This is a genomic window from Kribbella speibonae, assembly GCF_004331375.1.
GTDB classification, from domain to species: Bacteria; Actinomycetota; Actinomycetes; order Propionibacteriales; family Kribbellaceae; genus Kribbella; species Kribbella sindirgiensis.
The window spans coordinates 1199931-1219087 of the sequence record NZ_SJKC01000001.1 but is presented as its reverse complement, the minus strand read 5'-3'; the positions used below and the strand labels follow the sequence as shown (position 1 = coordinate 1219087).

Annotated in this window: 14 protein-coding genes; 6 read left to right on the top strand and 8 right to left on the bottom strand. The window is 68.7% G+C overall.

What is annotated here, in order from left to right:
• The first annotated feature begins 38 nt into the window (after positions 1-38).
• Positions 39-1241 carry a cytochrome P450 gene (locus E0H92_RS06115; protein ID WP_131495634.1) on the top strand — a complete coding sequence of 401 codons (1203 nt, stop codon included), beginning with the start codon at positions 39-41 and terminating at the stop codon, positions 1239-1241.
• A 21-nt stretch (positions 1242-1262) separates the two neighbouring features.
• Here E0H92_RS06115 and E0H92_RS06110 read toward each other — a convergent pair whose 3' ends face one another.
• Positions 1263-2654, bottom strand: a complete 1392-nt coding sequence (locus E0H92_RS06110; protein WP_131495633.1) for a hypothetical protein — start codon at positions 2652-2654, stop codon at positions 1263-1265.
• Between the two features lie 214 nt (positions 2655-2868).
• Here E0H92_RS06110 and E0H92_RS06105 point away from each other — a divergent pair, with 214 nt between their 5' ends.
• Positions 2869-3789 carry a phosphotransferase enzyme family protein gene (locus E0H92_RS06105; RefSeq protein ID WP_131468947.1) on the top strand — a complete coding sequence of 307 codons (921 nt, stop codon included), beginning with the start codon at positions 2869-2871 and terminating at the stop codon, positions 3787-3789.
• 64 nt (positions 3790-3853) lie between these two features.
• Positions 3854-5251, top strand: coding sequence for a sensor histidine kinase (locus E0H92_RS06100; protein WP_131468945.1), 1398 nt, complete (start codon positions 3854-3856; stop codon positions 5249-5251).
• Here the strand turns inward: E0H92_RS06100 and E0H92_RS06095 are convergent.
• The 5 genes from E0H92_RS06095 to E0H92_RS06075 are packed head-to-tail and all read right to left on the bottom strand — an operon-like array spanning position 5240 to position 10408.
• Positions 5240-6145, bottom strand: coding sequence for a DUF6807 domain-containing protein (locus tag E0H92_RS06095; protein WP_131495632.1), 906 nt, complete (start codon positions 6143-6145; stop codon positions 5240-5242). The genes E0H92_RS06100 and E0H92_RS06095 overlap by 12 nt on opposite strands.
• On the bottom strand, positions 6142-7263 hold the full coding sequence (locus tag E0H92_RS06090; RefSeq protein ID WP_131495631.1) for a Gfo/Idh/MocA family protein: 1122 nt from the start codon (positions 7261-7263) through the stop codon (positions 6142-6144). The genes E0H92_RS06095 and E0H92_RS06090 overlap by 4 nt, the downstream gene beginning before the upstream one ends.
• Positions 7264-7288: 25 nt before the next feature.
• A complete protein-coding gene (locus E0H92_RS06085) occupies positions 7289-8590 on the bottom strand; it encodes an ABC transporter substrate-binding protein (protein ID WP_131495630.1) in 1302 nt (433 codons plus the stop codon).
• A 20-nt stretch (positions 8591-8610) separates the two neighbouring features.
• The gene (locus E0H92_RS06080) at positions 8611-9495 is read right to left on the bottom strand and encodes a carbohydrate ABC transporter permease (RefSeq protein WP_131495629.1); all 885 of its coding nucleotides are present in this window, start codon (positions 9493-9495) and stop codon (positions 8611-8613) included.
• Positions 9485-10408: a carbohydrate ABC transporter permease gene (locus E0H92_RS06075; RefSeq protein WP_131495628.1), complete on the bottom strand. Its 924-nt coding sequence runs from the start codon at positions 10406-10408 to the stop codon at positions 9485-9487. Before E0H92_RS06075 ends, E0H92_RS06080 begins: the two co-directional genes overlap by 11 nt.
• A gap of 184 nt (positions 10409-10592) precedes the next feature.
• Between E0H92_RS06075 and E0H92_RS06070 the strand changes: the two genes are divergently transcribed.
• A complete protein-coding gene (locus tag E0H92_RS06070) occupies positions 10593-12338 on the top strand; it encodes a hypothetical protein (RefSeq protein ID WP_131495627.1) in 1746 nt (581 codons plus the stop codon).
• Between the two features lie 8 nt (positions 12339-12346).
• Here E0H92_RS06070 and E0H92_RS06065 read toward each other — a convergent pair whose 3' ends face one another.
• Positions 12347-14197 carry a hypothetical protein gene (locus E0H92_RS06065; protein WP_131495626.1) on the bottom strand — a complete coding sequence of 617 codons (1851 nt, stop codon included), beginning with the start codon at positions 14195-14197 and terminating at the stop codon, positions 12347-12349.
• Between the two features lie 21 nt (positions 14198-14218).
• Positions 14219-16354, bottom strand: a complete 2136-nt coding sequence (locus E0H92_RS06060; protein ID WP_131495625.1) for a glycosyl hydrolase family 28-related protein — start codon at positions 16352-16354, stop codon at positions 14219-14221.
• 172 nt (positions 16355-16526) lie between these two features.
• On the opposite strand from E0H92_RS06060, the gene E0H92_RS06055 reads away from it, so the two are divergent.
• Together E0H92_RS06055 and E0H92_RS06050 are read left to right on the top strand one after the other, a co-directional pair.
• A complete protein-coding gene (locus tag E0H92_RS06055) occupies positions 16527-17555 on the top strand; it encodes a LacI family DNA-binding transcriptional regulator (protein ID WP_131468933.1) in 1029 nt (342 codons plus the stop codon).
• On the top strand, positions 17556-19151 hold the full coding sequence (locus tag E0H92_RS06050) for an FAD-dependent oxidoreductase (protein WP_131495624.1): 1596 nt from the start codon (positions 17556-17558) through the stop codon (positions 19149-19151).
• Positions 19152-19157 lie beyond the last annotated feature (6 nt).

Below are 19157 nucleotides of genomic sequence, written 5' to 3'. Positions count from 1 at the left end.
CGGAAGCAAGGGTTACCTAACCTGCATAGGGTTGGGGCATGACTGAGCCGGTTCTGCAGATCCCGTTCGACGATGCGTTTCGGTTCGATCCGTCGCCGACCTTCGCCGAGTTGCGGGAGAACCGGCCGGTGGCGCGGGTGCGGACGCTGGCCGGCGCGGAGGTCTGGCTGGTGACGCGGTACGACGACGTGAAACTGGTGCTCGCCGATCCGCGGTTCTCGCGCGCCGCCGTGGTGAAGCAGGGCGCGCCGCGGGTCGCGCTGGCCAAACCGATGCCGAACAGCCTGACCACCACCGACCCGCCGGAGCACAGCCGGCTCCGACGGTTGGTGGTGCCAACGTTCGCGCACCGCAAGATCGAGCAGACCCGGCCGTGGGTCGCGGACCTGTCCGCGCGGCTCGCCGAGGACGTCGCCCAAGCCGGCGACGGGGCCGACATCCGGCAGCTGGTCGCGTTGCCGTTGCCGATCCAGGTGATCTGCCAGCTGCTCGGCGTCCCGTACGCGGACCGTGCGCAGTTCCGGGAGTGGACCGAGCTCGGGTACAGCATGAAGATGGCCGAGAAGGACCTCGTCGAGGACGCGATGACCAACCTCACGGCGTACATCGAGGACCTGGTCACGAAGAAGCTCGCGAACACCTCGGGTCCCGCGGAGGATCTTCTGGACGAGCTGGTGCGCGCCCGTGAGGAGGGCGACCGGTTGAGTCAGGAGGAGCTGATCGCATTCGGCGTGAACCTCCTGGTCGCGGGCCACGAGACGTCGGCCAATCAGATCTCCAGCTGCGTCGCCACGCTGCTGCGCTGGCCGGAGAACTGGGCGCGGCTGGTCGCGGAGCCGGAGCTGGTCCCGTCGGCGATCGAGGAGTTGCTGCGGTTCAACAGGTTCAGCGAGGTCGGCCAGCTCCGGGTCGCGATCGAGGACGTCGATCTGCACGGCGTACAGATCAAGGCCGGTGAAGGGGTGATGGCCGCGCTCAACTCGGCGAACCGGGACCCGCGGGCGTACGACGCCCCGGACGAGCTGCGGCTGGATCGTCGCGACAACAAGCACATGTCGTTCGGCTTCGGACCGCACTTCTGCCTCGGCGCGCAACTGGCGCGGATCGAGCTGCAGGAGTCGCTGGCGGCGCTCGTCCGGCGATTCCCGCGGATGAGCCTCGCGAAGCCCGCCGAAGAGCTCGAGTGGCGCCGCGTGCTGGTCAGCGGTCTCGCAGAACTGCCGGTGAACCTCAACCTCTGAGGTCCACCGGCAGTCGGTGCGTCAGTTCTGCGAGCTGAACACGAGACCGTGCTCGGTCTCGTACTGCTGGATGAAACGCTTCGCCATCGGCTCGCTGCAGCTGACGGCCCGCGCGAGGTTCGCCGCGGTGCGCTCATGCCCTTCCGGCCAGTCGGCGAGCATGTTCCACGCCCGCATGCGCTTCTTCTCCAGGTCGGTGGGCTCCGGCTCGGTTTCGGGCTCCGCGTCCGCCTTCGCGACCACCGGCGCCGGGTCCGGCAGCACCGGCTCGGCCTTCGGGGTGGTGATCAACGCCGGCGGCAGCGGGTCCGCCGGGCCCGCGAACGGCGACGGCGGCTGCGGCTTCTGCACCACCGGCTCCGCCTTCGGCTGCGGGGCGAACGGCTTCAGGCTGCTCGCCGTACCGTTCACGACGTGCTGCCGCTCGCTCTCGTCCTCGACGACGACCGCCTCGGACACGTTCCCGCTGTCGGTCGGATCGGGCTGGTCGACGATCGCCATCAGCTCGCCGGTCCAGGCGTCGTCGTCGCGCAGTCCGACCCCGGTGGAGTCCGCACGGCGCGGCTGACCGCCCTCGAGCACCCACACGGCGGCGGGTACGGCGGGACGCTCCTCGGGCTCCTCCGGCGGCGGTGAGATCGCCTTGGTCAGCTTGCTGGTGATGACCTCGTAGTTGATCCGCTCCTCGAGCATCCCGGCCAGCCGGTCCGGGTCGTACGTCGTCTCGGCGATCTTCGCCAGCCGCTCGTCCTGGTGCTCGGAACGGATGTACTCCGCGACGGTGCCGGCGATCGCGTCCCGGCGGCTCTTGTTCCGGATCTGGTGCTGCGCCGCGCGGAGGCTCTCGTAAAGGCCGTACCCGTGCTCGATCGCGAGCGAACGCGCCAGCCAGGTGACCCGCGGCTCACGGATCCACTGGACGACGCCGTACACCGGGCCGGTCTCGCGCATCTGCCCCGCACGACGGAGCGCGTCGCGACGACGGGCCGAGCTGTGGATCAGCCAGAGCACGTACGCGAACGCGGACAGACCGCCGAAGCCGAAGGCGAGGAACCGCTCCTCGGGCCGCCAGTGGCCGACCACGTTGAACACGACCGCGACGAGCGCCGCGAAGAACGACATCGCACGGTACGCATAGGCCTGCTCGCCCTTGCGGCGGCGCAGGTCGGCCAGCGCCGCGGTCGCGACACCACCGAGCTCCAGCACCGCGACCGCGGGGGTCACGAGGACGATCTTGAGCAGCTGCGAGAAGCCGCTGTCGGGCCAGGGGATGTGGGTCACGCCGGCCCAGACCTGGCCGACCAGCGCCGCGGCAGCCGCGGTCGCGTAGAAAGCGTAGGCGACTTTGTCCGCACCGGTGAGGGGTACGTTGGCCAGTTCGCCAGTACTGGTTGTGCTGGTGTTCTCCTGCAAGACGTGCACTCCTGACCGGTTTGGGCTCTCCGGCAGTTCGTCGGGTGGGTGGTACGGCGGCCCCCATAGCGCGCTGCAAGAGGCTACCGGTTTCCGGCCCCGAAAGGGGAGGCGAATCCGGAAACGTCTCGAACCTCCCCACTCTTACCACGCTTCTAACCTGGCAATTCAAACGCGTTGCAGGGCCGGCTCCGCGATTCGTAGGGTCGGCTCCATGATCCCGACGCTCCGCTCGCTCCCCGATCCCGAGGCGCTGGCCGCGGAGCTCGGCAGCCGCTACGGCCTCGCCTTCACCCGCTGCGTCCTGCTCCGTTCGCTGGTCAACGACGTCTACGAGCTGGCCACCGACGACGCCCGTTACGTCCTCAAGCTCTATCGGTACGGCGGCCGCGGACCGGACGAAATCCGTTGGGAGACAGGGCTTTCGGAGCATCTGCGCGCGTCCGGCGTACTCGCTCCACCGGTCCTCCCGCTGCCCGACGGGGACACCGTCGGCCTCCTCGAGACACCCGAAGGTCCCCGGCCGTTCACCCTGCTCGGGTACGTCGAGGGCACCAAGCCCCGGCGGCCCTTCACCGACGAGTTGTACGCCGACTTCGGCCGGCAACTCGCCGCATTTCACGATGCCGCCGACAACTACACGTCGCCGTACTATCGGCCGCCGGCCGATCTCGTTCATCGGCTCAACCGGCCGCTCGAGGAAATCCTCGCCGTGGACGACGCGGAGGAAAACCTGCTCCGGTCCCTGGCGGGTGCTGTACGGAACAACCTCGCGCAGTACTCAAAGGCAGGAACCTGCCACGGCGACGTCACCCTGGACAATGTCTTGCTGACCAATCAGGGACTACTCCTGCTCGATTTCGACCTCGCCGCGGTCGGCCCGCTGGCAGCCGATTTCGGCGGCGTCGCGACGACCCCGCACTGGAACGCGTTCAAATCCGCGTACGCCGCCCACCGTCCGATCACCCCCGAGGACGAAGCCGCGATCCCCTACCTGCAGGTCGCCGGCAGCATCTTCAACCTGTACTTCCACCTCGTCGACAAGCCACGCTGGCGCGGCGCCGAGTCGCGGGACGAGGGTTGGGCCGCGGCCGAGCTCGACGGGCTGCGAGCGGCGGCCGACGTACTGCTCTGACCTTCACAGGAAGGTCCCAGGAAACGCGAAGCAACCCTCAGGGGTGGGCGCACATGCTGAGGGTATGAAGGTCGCGGCGCGTTCGTTGAGTGTGCGGGTCGCGGCGGCGATGGTGGCGCTGGTCGCGGTGGTGAGTCTCGTGATCGGCGTCCTGACGACCGCCGCGATCGGCTCGTACCTGACCAGGCAACTGGACGGGAAGGTCGCCGCCACCCAGGCCCGCGCGATCGGCTCGCTCAAGAACGGCGGGCCGCCGCCGGACGCCCCGCACGGGCAGGACGCGGGCACGGTGACGGTCTACGCGGGATCGTCCACCGCCGTCGGCAACGTGATCACGGCCGAGGGCAAGCTCACCCTGCTGTCCGACCAGGCGGTCGGCGTACTCGACGATGTGGCCGACGGCCAGAACAGGACGGTCGACCTCCCGGACCTCGGCGAGTACCGCGTGCACGCGACGAGCATCGGAGACGTCACCGTGATCACCGGGCTGCCGACCAAGGACATCCAGAACACGATCAACAGCCTGATCGGATGGGAGGCGCTCTTCGGCGGGATCGGCGTACTCACCGCGGGCGGTGTCGCGGTATTCGTCGTACGGCGTCAACTGCGGCCGCTGCGCCGGGTCGCGCAGACCGCCCGTGAGGTGGCCGCTCTACCGCTCGACACCGGCGAGATCGGGGTCACCGCCCGCGTGCCGGATCAGCTCACCGACGAAGGCACCGAGGTCGGCCAGGTCGCGGTCGCGCTGAACACACTGCTCGGGCACATGGAGAACGCCCTCGACGCGCGGCATCGCAGCGAGCAGCAGGTCCGGCAGTTCGTCGCGGACGCCTCCCACGAACTGCGGACGCCGCTCACCACGATCCACGGCTACGCGCAGCTGAGCCTCCGCCAACGCGATCCCGAGCTCTACGGGCACGCCATGGGAAAGGTCATGATCGAGACCACTCGCATGGCGTCGTTGGTCGAGGACCTCCTGCTCCTCGCCCGCCTGGACGCCGGCCGGCCGCTCGACAGCCGCCCGGTCGACCTGTCCCGGCTCGCCCTCGACGCGGTCACCGACGCCCGCATCGTTGCCCCCAGCCACCATTGGGAACTCGAACTCCCGGCCGAACCGATCGTCGTGATCGGCGACGAGCAGCGCCTGCATCAGGTCGTCGCCAACCTGCTCACCAACGCCCGCCGCCACACCCCGCCAGGCACCACGGTCACCGTCGCCGCGACCAGCAGCGACCGTTCCGCGCTGCTCACCATCCACGACGACGGCCCCGGCATCCCCGCCGACCTGCTCCCGAACGTCTTCCAGCGCTTCACCCGCGCCGACACCGCCCGCAACCGAGCCACCGGCGGCGCCGGCCTAGGCCTCTCCCTGGCCCAATCCATAGCCCAGGCCCACCACGGCACCCTGACCCTCACCTCAACCCCCGGCAACACCAACTTCACCCTCGCCCTACCCCGTTAAGGCCTTCTGGGCTTGGGCTGCGAGGGACTTGGCTCGGTTGTCGTCGGAGAGGCCGTCGGCGATGAGTACGGCGTAGCGGAGGCGGAGGGTGTCGTCGGCGGGGAACGGGAGTTCCTCGGTGAAGAACGGGGCGGGGCAGACGGCTGCGAAGTCCTCCGAGCGGACGAACCACTCCGGTGGGTGGCGGACGTTGTCGGTGGCGTCCGCGACGATGACGGTCGACGCGGTGTCGGTCTCGTCCTGGCGGGCGGTGAAGCCCATCCACGGCGCGCGCTGCCCGCGCAGCTCATCGCCGCCCTTGCCCTGCGGCGCGAGGATCGTGCCGTTGGTGAAGGACCGCGGCCCGCGCCAGAACAACCCGCCGTACCCCGCGTTCGGCCGACCGGCCGTGGTCGGGCTGCCGATCTGGATGTTCTCGCCGGACACGTTCGTCATCGCGGTCTCGTACACCAGCACCCACCCGTCGTCCGCGAGCCGCACGGTGATCGTGCGGGTCTCGTCAACGACGTGCTTGCCGCCCTGCGTGTGCCACGACAGGTGATGCGCGAACCGGACCTCGTCGTCGGACACGTCCAGCGCGTCGACCCGGTCGTGGTCCTGTGAGCCGTTGTTGCCGAGCGGCTTGTACCCGTTCTCCTTGGTGTATGTCGGGCCACCCCAGAAGTTGTCGTGCCCGAAGTGCGGCAGCGACCACGACATGCCCTTGTGCCACAGGTGGTCCCATGGGCGGTACACGGTGACCAGGTCGCCGGTCAGCGTCCGGATCGGGTGGAAGTACGGTCGCGGCGACTCGTACTGCGGGTCGTCCGCCTTGTACACGTAGGTGAACAGCTCGCCGCTGCCCGCCGTGACCTGGATCGATCGGCCGACCGCGTGGTTGCAGCCGAGATTCATGACATCTCCCGTGGTTGCGTTGTCCATGTCGTCCAGGGCGCCCCGATCTCGCTGAACAGCGCCAGCTCGTCCGAGGCCCGGTCGATCCAGTTCTCGACGTCGAGAACGATCGGCCGGCGCTCCAGTCCTTCGCCTTCCCACCGCACCAGTTCGGGCGGGATCGCCACCGGGTCCGGCGCCGTCCGCACCGCCTCGACCACCCGGGTGAAACCACCCGTCGCGGCCAGCGGCACGTACAGCGGGACCGCCGGATCCGCGCGATGCGCGAGCAGGTTCTCCAAGAGATCGGCCCGGCCGTACTTCGTGTCGCCGATCAGGTCCGACTGGTACGTCAGCACCGCCCGCCCCTCCGACCCGTGCACGATCACCGACGCCTCGAGATGATCGATCGCGCACAACGTCACCGCGATCAGGATCGGCGTACCGCGGCCGGTCGTGATCCGCACCGTCGAGGTGTCGTCGGACTCGATCGGGTTCGCGCGGTACAACTCGGTCTCGATCGACCGTACGTCGTCCACGCCGGTCGAACCGTCCAGCAGCAGGGCCGCCGCGGCCGCGTGCGCCAGCGGGTTCGTCACCGCGCCGTCGACGACATCGACACCGTCGAGCCGCCGCCTGCCGGACCACCGCGCGCGCTGGAAGTACCGGGCCTTGCGGACCCATTTCCCGACCGCGCTGATCCCCCGGATCTCACCGAGCTGCCCCTCGGCGACCATCGACGCCAGCTTCAGCGTGGCCTCCGACGCCTGCGCCTGGAAACCCACCTGGCACGCCCGCCCGGTCTCGGCCACCACCGCGGACAGCTGCTCGAACTCGGCCATCGACGCCGTCGGCGGCTTCTCCAGCAGTACGTCGGCGCCCGCGCGCATCGCCAGCTCCGCCAGCGGGACGTGGGTCTGGATCGGCGTACAGATCACCACGACGTCGACTTCGGTCGCCGCGAGCAACTCGTCCAGGCCGCTGAAGACCTGGACACTCGCGGGAAGGTCGTCGGCACCCTGCGGATCGGCGACCGCGACCAGTTCGGCCCGGCCAGCCTCCGCCAGCCGGGCGACGTTACGAACATGGGAGGCTCCGTGGCCGTGGATTCCCACCACGGCCACGCGGGCCCCCGTCATCGGCAATCAGTTGCCGTCAGCAACACTATTTGAGCTCCCCGTTGACCTCGTCCAGGAACGCCTTGGCGGCCGCCTCCGGCGCCTGCCGCCCGAACAGCACCTCGGTCGTGTACCGCTGGATGATCTTCTCCACCTGGCCGCCGCCGACCGGCGGGGCCGGCGAGGGGTCGCCGAGGTCCTTGCTGATGTCCTGGATGAACTTCGCGGACGCGGCGTCGGCCGGCTGCAGCTTCGGCGTCACCGCGGCGCGGACCTCGGTGTTCGGCGGCACGCCCCGCTCGGCGAGCAGCACGTCACCGGCCGCGGTGCTGTTGGCCAGGTAGTTGACGAATTCCGCGGCCTCCTTCTGGTGCTTCGACCGCGCCGAGATCGACCAGAACATCGAGCCCTTGTAGTACGAGCCGTTGTCGGCGGCCTTGCCGTCGGCACTCGGGATCCGCAGCAGCTTCAACTGCTGGCCGGTCGCCTTGCTGAAGGCCACCAGCTGGTTGCTCCAGATGAAGCTCATCGCCAGCTTGCCGGTCGCGAACGCCGACTGGTCGAGTGACGCGTTCATGTCCTGCGAGATCGCCTCGGCCGACGGGATCGCCTTCGCGTCGCGGAGCTTCAGGATGTACTTGAAGAAGTCGGTGGTCTTCTCCGGCGAGACCCCGAGCTTGCCGTCCTTCGTCCAGAGCGACTCGCCGTTCTGCCGGGCCCACAGGTTCAGGCCGGCCTCGTTGGTGCCCAGTGCGCCGGCCCCGGTGATCTTGCCGCCGGACTTGGTGGTGATCTCCGCGGCGATCCGGGAGAAGTCGTCCCAGGTCCACGTGGTGTCGTCCGGAACCGCTACTCCGGCGGTCTTGAAGGCGGCCGGATTCACGACCACCGCGAACGAGTTGATCCCGGCGTTCAGCCCGTACAGGCCGCCGTCGAACTCGCCGGCGCCGAGCGTGTCCGGCTCGAACTTGCCGGTGTCCAGGCCCTCGGCCTTCTTCAGGTCCTGCAGCGCGCCGCGGTCGGCGTACTCGCGCAGGTACTTCTCGTCCATCTGGATGATGTCCGGCGCGTCGTTGGCCGCGACCGTGGTGGCCAGCTTGTCCCAGTAGCCGGACCACTCGCCGAACTCACCCTTGATCGTGACGTTCGGATGGTCCTTCTGGTACGCGTCGATCACCTGCTGGGTGAGCTTCGTCCTGGTGTCCGATCCCCACCAGGTGAATCGGAGCGTGACCTTGCCGCCGTCCGCGGACGACGATCCACCACCGGAGTCGCCACCGCAGGCGCTGGCCGCCAGCAACGTGGTGGCCAGCGCCAGGGCGGTCAGGGCGCGTGGAATGTGCCTCATGAGGTGCACCTTTCAGGGGGTTACTTGATGCCGGTGGTCGCGATGCCCTTGATCAGGAACCGCTGGCCGAGCAGGAAGGCGAGGAAGACCGGAACGAGGGAGACGACCGACATCGCGAACATCGAGCCCCAGGACGAACTCGAGGTCGAGTCGACGAACGACCGCAGCGCGACCGGGACGGTGTACATGTGCGGGTCGGTCAGGTAGATCAGCTGGCTGAAGAAGTCGTTCCAGGTCCAGATGAACGTGAAGATCGTCGTGGTGGCGAGCGCCGGGACCATCAGCGGCAGGATGATCCGCAGGAAGATCGAGGCCTTGCCGCAGCCGTCGATCCGGGCGGCCTCGTCCAGCTCCCGCGGGATCCCGCGGATGAACTGCACCATCAGGAACACGAAGAACGCGTCCGTGGCGAGCAGCTTCGGCACGATCAGCGGCAGCACCGTGTTGATCCAGCCGAGGTTCGAGAACAGGATGTACTGCGGCACGATCACCACATGGATCGGCAGCATGATGCTCAGCAGCATGATCGCGAACCAGAACTTCTTGCCCGCGAACTCCAGCCGGGCGAACGCGTACGCCGCCATCGAGCAGGACACCAGGTTGCCGAGGATCGAACCGAGCACCACCACCGCGGAGTTCAGCAGGTAGCGGGTGAACGGCTCGGTCAGCGCGTGCCAGCCGACCCGGTAGTTCTCGATCCGCAGGTCCTTGATCAGGATCCCGGGGTCGCGGAAGATCTCGTTGCCCGGTCGCAGTGAGCTGACCACCATCCAGATCACCGGGTACAGCATCACCAGCGCGGAGCCGGCCAGCAGCACGTGGATCACCAGCGGCCGGATCCGGGACCAGGCCACGGGCGCGGTCCGGCGGGCGGCGACGGAACGCTGCAGGGTCTCAGTCGTCATAGAACACCCAGTACTTCGAGGCGAAGAAGTTCGCGGCGGTGAAGACCCCGATGATCACGAGCAGGAACCACGCCATCGCGGAGGCGTAGCCCATGTCGAAGTTCCCGAAGCCCCGGTCGTAGAGGTACAGCGTGAAGAACATCGTCGAGTCCGACGGTCCGCCGCTGCCCCCGGAGACGACGAACGCCTGGGTGAACGACTGGAACGCGTGGATGATCTGCAGCACCAGGTTGAAGAAGAGGATCGGCGTCAGCAGCGGCAGCGTGATGCTGAAGAACCGCCGGAGGACGCCGGCGCCGTCGACTGAGGCCGCCTCGTAGTACATCGTCGGGATCTGCCGCAGACCGGCCAGGAAGATCACCATCGGCGATCCGAACGTCCAGACGTTCAGTACGACGAGGGTGCCGAGCGCCGTACTGGGGTCGGAGATCCAGCCCTTGCCCTCGATGCCGAACACGTCCAGCACCTGGTTGAGCAGGCCGGTGGTGCCGAACACCTGCCGCCAGAGGATCGCGATCGCGACGCTCGAGCCGAGCAGCGACGGGAGGTAGAACACCGAGCGGTAGAACGCCATGCCACGGACGCCGCGGTCGAGTACGACGGCCAGCAGCAGGGCGATCGCCAGTTGCAGCGGGACCGAGACGAACACGTAGGTGAAGGTCACCCGGAGCGAGTTGTGCAGCCGCTCGTCGGACAGCATGCGGGTGAAGTTCTCCAGGCCGATCCACTTCGGCGCCTGGATCAGGTTGTAGTCCGTGAAGGACAGGTACAACGAGGCCACCATCGGCCCGATCGTGATCAGGAACAACCCGAGCAACCACGGCGCCAGGAACAGGTACCCGGCCAGGTTGTCCTTCTTCTGACCTGCCGGTTTCTTACCCCTCAGACTGCCCAGCTCGCCTAGCGCACTCATGGTCACCACCTTCGGGAAAGCGCTTGCCTTGGCCGGTCAAACTAATACAAGAAACCGGTTCCCGCAAGAGTTCATCGGTGTAGGAAACGACCGGATCCGGACCAGTTGCGAGCTATTGACAGGACAAAGTTTCCGGCGCGACAGTTCTCAGCATTTGGCAACCGCTTACCGACGGGAGACCCCGATGCTCCGCCGCACCTTTCTCACTGGTTCGCTGACTACGGTCGCGCTCGGCGCCCTGCATCCAGGTCTGGCGCGTGCTGAAGTGGCAGCCGTGGACGAGGACTTCCTGACCCTGGTGACCGAGGCGAACCGGAAACAGATTCCGCTCGTACTCGGCAACTACCAGAACGTTTCCGACAGTGTCCGGACCGTGGCCCGCAAGGCCCGCCGGCTGATTTCCGGCTATGTCTGGGGAAGGTCGTCGTACCACCACGACGCGACCCTGCTCGGGCCGATCGGCTGGCTTGTCGACCAGCTCGCCGCGCGGCAGCACGAGGACGGGCTGTACGACGTCGGCAACCTGCACTCGCCGCCCGACAGCGCTTTCGCGATCCAGGACGTCTGCACGCTGTACGCGCTGCTCGACGCGGACGGCCAGGCGGAGACCGCGTCGATGCGCGCGACGCTGGCCTCGGTGATCAAGAAGGCCGGTCCGGCGTTGGCTTCGGGTGGTGTGCATACGCCGAACCACCGCTGGGAGGTGTCGGCGGCGCTGGCGCGGGCCCATCACCTGTTCCCCGACCGGCGGTACGCGGCCCGGATCGACGACTGGCTCGACGAGGGGATCGACGCGACCCCGGACGGGATCTACAGCGAGCGGAGTTCGACGTACGCCGCCGAGGTCACGAACCCGTGCCTGCTGACGATCGCCTGGCTGCGCGCCAAGCCGGCGCTGCTGGACTACGTCCGGCGGAACCTCGACGTGACGCTGTACCTGCTCGAGCCGAACGGTGAGGTGGACACGACCGCGTCGCGGCGCCAGGACCAGAAGGGCGTCCGCGAGGTCTGGTGGTACCTGACGCAGTTCCGCGAACTGGCGCTGCACACGCACGACGGTCGGTTCACGACCATCGCCAAGAGCATCGAAGCGCGCGGAACGGGCGAGCTCGGCGATTTCCTGGCGGAGGTGCTGGAGCGGCCGGAGCTGTCCGCCGTCCTCCCGGCCGCGGCACCGGCTCCGACGAACTTCGTGCAGCCCTACCCGTCGCAGGCGTCCGTCCGGATCCGGCGGGAAGCCCGGACGGCAACCGTTTTCGGCGGCACCGACTTCCACGACCTCCCGGTGATCTCGTCCGGCCTCTCGACGAACCCGACGTTCTTCAAGCTCCGCAACGGTGCGGCGATCCTCGACTCGGTCCGGTTGTCGCCGCAGTTCTTCAGCACCGGGCATTTCCGCAGCGACGGGCTCCGCCGACTCGGTGCGAACTCCTTCCGGCTGTCCCAGGAGGTCAAGGTTCCGTACCACCTGCCGCTGCCCAAGCGGTACCGGCGCTCGGACGGCCTGTACGCCCTCACCCCGGACGGCCGCTTCTACGCGTCGATGGATTTCGGGCACCGGCCGAAGCAGTACCGGACGTTGCGGACCGAGGTCACCGTGACCGAGGTCGGCGGCGGGTACGACCTGGCGTTCGAGTTCGCCGGTGACGAGACGGCGTACGCGATCGAGCTGTGTTTCCGCGCCGGCGGAACACTTTCCGGCGTCGACGCACTGGATGCTGCGGGCAACTACCAGCTGACGGCCGGGACCGGGAGCTACACGGTCGGCACCGAACGGATCGAGTTCGGCCCGGGGAACGGCGCCGCCCGGGTCGCGATGGACCCGGGCGAGCGCTACACCTACCTGGGCGGCAGCCTCACCCCGGACGGACTCCGCGTGTACCTGACCGGCCGTACGCCGGGGCGCCAGGTGCTGAAGCTGCGTTACTAGGACAGGACCTAGCCAGCTGTCCGCACGACGGTTTCGAGTGAGCCGTCGTGCGGAATCCGGAGAACGTGGACACGGCGGCGCTGGTCGCGCAGATAGGTACGCGACGAAGTGCTGAGCGTCGCCGCCCGCTGCCCCGACCAGGTGATCGTGATCGTGGCCCGTCCGCGACGGATCACGATCCCGTCGGCGGTGGCCGTCCGCGTCTCGCCGTACGGCACGACGGTCCCGTCCGAGAAGACCACCTCGTCGCCCGGCTGCAGTACCAGCGGGACCTGCTCGGTCGCGGCGCCCGTCGCGGTCACCCGGCGGCTGACCGAGTGCGAGCCGATCACGAGTTCGGTCGCCACCGAGCCGTCGGGGGTTCGGTAGCGGACGCGATCCTTCGACGGGTACTCCGCGATCAGGTTGCTCTCGGCATCGGCCTTGCCGGCGCGGACCGTGCCCCAGCAGCCGGTCGCGGTCTGCTGCGCGTGGATCACGGTGCCGGCCGCGGGGTGCCAGAGGAACCCGGTCCCGGCCTTGACCGCGCTGCCCTGCCGCTCGCCGAAGAAGGCGCCGAGATACAGGCCGGGACGGCGTACGTACAGGTAGTCCTGGTTGCCGTAGTCGTCGTGGCGGCGCTCGGTGAAGTCGTCGCGGCGCAGGTACGGGATGTTCGCGATCGCGGCCCGCTTGGCGCTCCGGGTCGGCAGCGTCTCGCCGTACGGCGCGTGCGCGATGATGCGCGGTGAGGTGTCCTGTTTGGCCAGCGCCGGCACCGGGGCGTCGTCGGCGGCCCACGCCTGCCGAGTCGCCGCCTTGTCCTCGCGGGAGGTGAAGAAGGCTCCGAAGTCCGGTACGGCGGGGACGAAGTGCGAGCCGAGGATGCTGCGATCCGGATCCGGGATCACGTCGTCGTAGAACGCGACCGAGGTCCGGTCGGAGACCGCGTAGTACGTGAGCCAGCCGGAGCCGTCCGGTTCGCGGAGCAGGTTGTAGCCGAACCAGTCGGAGAACTTGCGGGTCATCGAGACCAACAGCGGATTCTTGGTCTGCAGGTAGAGCTCGGCCATCTCCGGGAGCATGACCTCGAAGTTGTAGTTGATGTCCATGCCGCGCGGGTCGTAGAAGAAACCGGCCGGGCTCTGCGCCCACTTCGCGACGAACCGGATGCGGTCCTGCAGCTTGGTCCAGCGGGCCTGGTCCGGCAGCAGCCGAAGGGTGAGCGCCGAGCCCGCGACACCGGCGACGGCCTGATTCGTGTACTCGAACGGGTCGTCCCAGACGACCGAGTTGCCCGGGTCCAGGTACCAGTCGACGCCCTTGCGCAGGACACCTTCCAACTGGGTCCGGCGGCTCGGCAGCGCCTTCGCCTGGCGAAGGTTCGCCAGCGTCTTGGCGAGGTAGCCGATCCCGAAACCGCTGGACGCTTTACCCCGCTCGCCTGGCGAGTACTCCGGCCACGAGCCGTCCGGGTTCTGCAGGCCCAGGTAGTGCTGCAGGGCCGCGTCGAGCCGGCCGAGGAGCGCGTTGTCGCGGTAGTACGGGTTCCAGGGCCGTTTGTTCGCGTAGAACCAGCTCAGCGTGAAAACGTGTTCCTGGACGCGCGAGTTGAACGGCTGCGACGGTGTCCGCCACCAGCCGCCGCCCATGAACCCGTACGGATCGGTGTCGACGATGTCGTTGGTCATCGGGGCGAGGATCACCAGGTACCCCGCGAACCGCTGCTCTCCGGGCGCGAACAGCCGTCGATCGGGGGCTCCGGCCGGCAGATTCGCCAGCAGTGGAAGGCCGGCGGCACCAGCCGAGGTCGACATCACCGCGGGCGCGAGCCCGGCAGCGGCGCCGCCGAGCAGGACGGTACGACGTTTGACGTGCATGACTGAACTCCTGAGGTGGTTTCAGCGGACGGTGAGAACGGCGAACTCGGGATCGGGCACACTGCGGCCGCTCCGGACGTCGGCGACCGCGGCACCCCACTGGGTGAACTCGGGCGTCTTGTCGCGGTAGCCGCGGGTGCCACGGAAAACGATGGCGTGGCTGTCCCGAAGACCGACGCCGTACGGATACGGGCCGAGAACCGTGGCGACGCGGAAAAGGACGGAGTTTCCGAACAGCAGGTGGTGACAGCGGTCCAGCTCGAGGGCCTGCGACTGCCACCCGTAGATGTGGTCCTCCGTCTGCAGGCCGAAGAACTGCCAGCCCGACACCTGCCGGAGAACGACCTCGCGATGCTGGTGGTGCTCGATCGAGAGCTCGTACGCCGACGTCGGTACGGACGTGTTCTCGGCGAGCAGCCCGTTGTCGGCCCAGCCGTTCGAGCTCCAGACGTTCGACAGCACTCCCCCGCCGCCACGAACCCAGACGCCGTACTTGTGCTTCCCTTTGTAGGTGTACCCGGGATCGCCGCCAGGTACGTCGTCCGGATGCCACTTCACGAACTGGGTGGCGATATCGGCGAGGTACGACCCACGTCCCGATCGCCAGCTGACGTTCACCGCGCCGGGCGTGTTCCGGGCGGTGTCGAGGCCGAGCCCGTGGACGATGTTACGTCCGCCGAGCGGGGTCTCGACGAGCGCCCGCGGCCGATCCGGATCGCCGAAGTACGGCGTACCGTCCGGGGTACGCAGCCAGGTCTGGCGCGGGTGCAGACCGATCAGGTTCATGTGCTGGCGGAGGCGCAGCGTTCCGGCGAGCAGGTACGAGCCAATCGGCACGAAAACGTTTTCGTGCCGATCCACAGCAGCTTGGAAGACGGGAAGATCGTCACCGCCCGCGCCGATGGTCCGGCCCATCCGGGCAGCCACGTCGGCGACGCTGACCCAGGTGGAGACGCTCGGCAGTTCGGGCACGTCGGTCGTCAGCACGTCGCGGTCGGCGGCGCTCTGCGAGATCGCCACACCATCGGCCCGGGCCTCGCGCGCCGACAGCGCATCGGTGATCCGCAGGCCGTAGCTGAGGTCGATGCCGCCGTCGCGGGCTGACGTACGGCGACCGCTCTGCGCGAGCGTGAGGACGGTCGGCGTCCGGCGTACGACGCTGTTCACGAGGTTGAGCTGGTTGCTGTTGAGGATCCGGGGATCGGTGGCCCCGGGCAACTGATCGCTGTCGTTCATGACGATGCCCTCGGCAACATCCTCGACGACACAGCCGTGCAGGTAGAGGTGCAGGAACTGGGCAGGGACGCACTCGACGCCCCGCGGCGCGTCGGCGAGGACCGTGCGGACGATCACCAGCTTGGCATCGTTGTTGGCCCGGATCGCGGTCTCGCGCTGCCCGGTGAAGCGACAGTCCAGGACGGTGGTCGGCCAGCCGGCCGAGGCGGCGTACGCATTGAGGCCGACCGCACCGCCGCGGACGCGGACGCGCTGGATCAGGTTCGCGTTGTGGTCGATCCCCGCCCAGCCGTCGCCGACGTCCAGGTCGAGGTCCTGCAGTAGACACAGCTGCGCGCCGCCGAACCGGACAGCGATCGCCTGCGGATTGCCCGCGCCGATCGCGATGTCGACATTGATCAGACCGGAGCCGAACGTGTCGTTGTTCGCATAGCTGACAGGACCCCCGACGGGCCGGCGCCGGAACGAGAAGACATCGCGCGGCGCCGGACCGGCGTACCCGGGACTGTTCGGCGCGAGGACGAACCGTGGGCGCCGGCGGCCGAAGCCGATGATCCGCACCGAGTCGTGGACGTTGATCGGCGCCGACAAACTGTAGGTCCCGGGCGGCACGAACACCACGCCGCCGCCGTCGCCGAGCGGGAAGTCGCGGGCTCCGCCGAGGATGTCGCCGAGCTGGTTGGTGATCCCCCGGCGGGACGCCTCGTCGACCGCCGCCTGCAGCGCCTCGGTCGCGTCCGTGCCGACCTCGAAGCCGGGTGAGCCGAGCACCACCGCGGTCGGGTCCGGCGGGCAGGCGCCGTACGCCGACCGAAAGCCGAGGGTCTCCGGAAGGGCGGCGGCAGGCTGGACGCCGGCCCGGAGGAGCGGGGCGGCAACGGCGGCCGCGGCCAGGCCGGTGAAGGTGCGGCGACTCAGCATGAAAGCTCTCCTCGCGACGATCGGAACAGCGGCGAGTTTTCTGCGCCGGACCGACCGCGGTCAAGACCTTGGCTTTAGTAATCCGGATTAGCAGCCGAACCGAACTCTTGACGCCGCTCCGGGAGCTGTTCTAACGTCCTCGGCAATCCGTATTACCGTGAAGGATCGATCGATGCCCGACAAGGCCACCACTCGACTCACCCAACGCGATATCGCGCGGTTGGCGAAGGTCAGCCAGACGACGGTGTCGCTGGTGCTGAACAACCGCAGCGACGCGATCGCGCGGATCCCGGCCGAGACCCGGGACCGGGTGCTCAAGGTGATTCGCGAGACCGGCTACCAGGCCGATCCGCTGGCCCGCCGGATGACGAAGCAGCGCAACCAGATCCTCGGCGTCTTCACCTACGAGTCGGTGTTCCCGAGTGCGAGCGGCGACTTCTACCATCCGTTCCTGGCCGGGATCGAGGATCGCGCCGAGCGCCTCGGGTGGGACCTGCTGCTGTTCACCAGCGCTCCGGTGACCGACGGGCACCGGCGGATCTTCCACGAGAACAACCGGCTGCGGATCGCCGACGGCTGCCTGCTGCTCGGGCGCGAGATCCCTTCCGACGAGCTGGCCCGCTTGATCACCGAGGACTACCCGTTCGTCTCGGTCGGCCGCCGCGACGACGCCGGCGCCCCGGTGCCGTACGTCGGCGCCGACTACGCCACCGCCACCCGAACCGTCGCACAACGCGCGCAGGAACTCGGCCACCGACGGATCGCGTTCGTCGGGCTCGGCGTCGGCGCCGAGTCGTCGGCCGACCGCCTCCGGGGTTTCCGCGAGGCTGCCGGTTCGCGCGCGCCGCACGTGCCGACCCTCGATCGCTCACCGGGCGAAGTGCTCGACGACCTCCTGGATCGGCGCATCACGGCGGCGTTCGTCGAGGAGCGGGCCGACGCGATCGCGCTGTACGCCGCGGCGGCCGAGCGCGGTGTCGACGTACCGGGTGACCTGTCCGTGGTCGCGCTCGGTGACTCGACAAGGCCCGCCGCCAGCGATCTCGACTTCACCGGCTTCCACGTCCCGCGGCGAGCCATGGGAGTACGCGCGGTCGAACTGCTCGAGGCGGTCCTCAGCGGGACCTCCGCCGAGCAGCAACTGCTGCTCCCCTGCGAGCTGACCGACGGAATCACACTCACTCCACCAGAAGGTGCCTGAATGCATACCGATGTCCTTGTGATCGGCGGCGGACTCGGCGGCGTCGCCGCGGCTCTCGCCGCGCTGCGTGCCGGACGGTCGGTGATCCTGACCGAGGAGTTCGACTGGCTCGGCGGCCAGCTGACCAGCCAGGCCGTCCCGCCGGACGAGCACACCTGGGTCGAACAGTTCGGCGTCACGGCGTCGTACCGGATACTGCGCGACGGGATCCGCGACTACTACCGCCGCCACTACCCGCTGACCTCCGCATCCCGCGCGTCTGCCCACCTCAACCCCGGCGCCGGCTACGTGTCGAAGCTCTGCCATGAGCCGCGGGTCGCGCTCGCCGTACTGGAGGCCATGCTTGCCCCCTACCGCGGCAGCCGCAGGCTCCAGGTGCTGCAGCCGTACCGGCCCGTGGCCGCGGACACCGACGGCGATCGGGTCACCGCGGTCACCGTGCAACACCGCGACACCGAGGAGCGGCTGACGCTCACCGCGCCGTACATCCTCGATGCGACCGAGACCGGTGAGCTGCTCCCGCTGACCGGGACGGAGTACGTGACCGGGTTCGAGGCGCAGAGCGAGACCGGCGAGCCGAGCGCTCCGGCCGAGGCGCAGCCGCTGAACATGCAGGCGGTGTCGTACTGCTTCGCGGTCGACCATGTGGACGGCGACCAGGTCGGCGACAAGCCGGCGAACTACGCGTTCTGGCGGAACTACCAGCCGTCGTTCTGGGGCGATCGCCTGCTGTCCTGGACCGCGCCGAACCCGCGGACGCTGGAGAGCTCGCAACGGACGTTCACTCCGAACCCCGACGACGACCCGCTAGCGGTGGTCGCGGACCAGCGGCGCACGGGCGGCGACACGAACCTGTGGACGTTCCGCCGGATCGCGGCCCGCCGGCACTTCGTCCCGGGCGCGTACGAGAGCGACATCTGCCTGGTGAACTGGCCGATGATCGACTACTTCGAGGGCCCGGTCATCGACGTACCGGACGCGGCGAAGCATCTCGCGGCGGCGCGTGAACTCTCCCAAGCCGTCTTCTACTGGCTGCAGACCGAAGCGCCGCGGGCCGACGGCGGCACTGGCTTTCCTGGACTGCGGTTGCGCGGCGATCTGGTCGGCTCCGCGGACGGTCTGGCGCAGGCGCCGTACATCCGGGAATCGCGGCGGATCAAGGCGGAGTACACGATCGTCGAGCAGGACCTCTCGGTCGCCGTCCGCGGCGCGCAGGGGGCGGTCGAGTACGACGACAGCGTCGGTATCGGGATGTACCGGATCGACCTGCATCCCTCGACCGGCGGCGACAACTACATCGACGTGGCCAGCAGCCCGTTCCGGATCCCCCTCGGCGCGCTGATCCCGCAGCGCGTGGAGAACCTGCTGCCCGCGAACAAGAACCTCGGCACCACGCACATCACCAACGGCTGCTACCGGCTGCATCCCGTCGAGTGGAACATCGGCGAGTCCGCCGGCGCGCTCGCGGCGTTCTGCCTCGACCGCGGCACCGCGCCGCGTGCAGTCCGCAACACCCCTGCTCTGCTCGCCGAGTTCCAGGACCGCCTGGTTGCTCAGGGCATCGAACTCTCGTGGCCAGACGTCACTGGCTACTGATGGAGG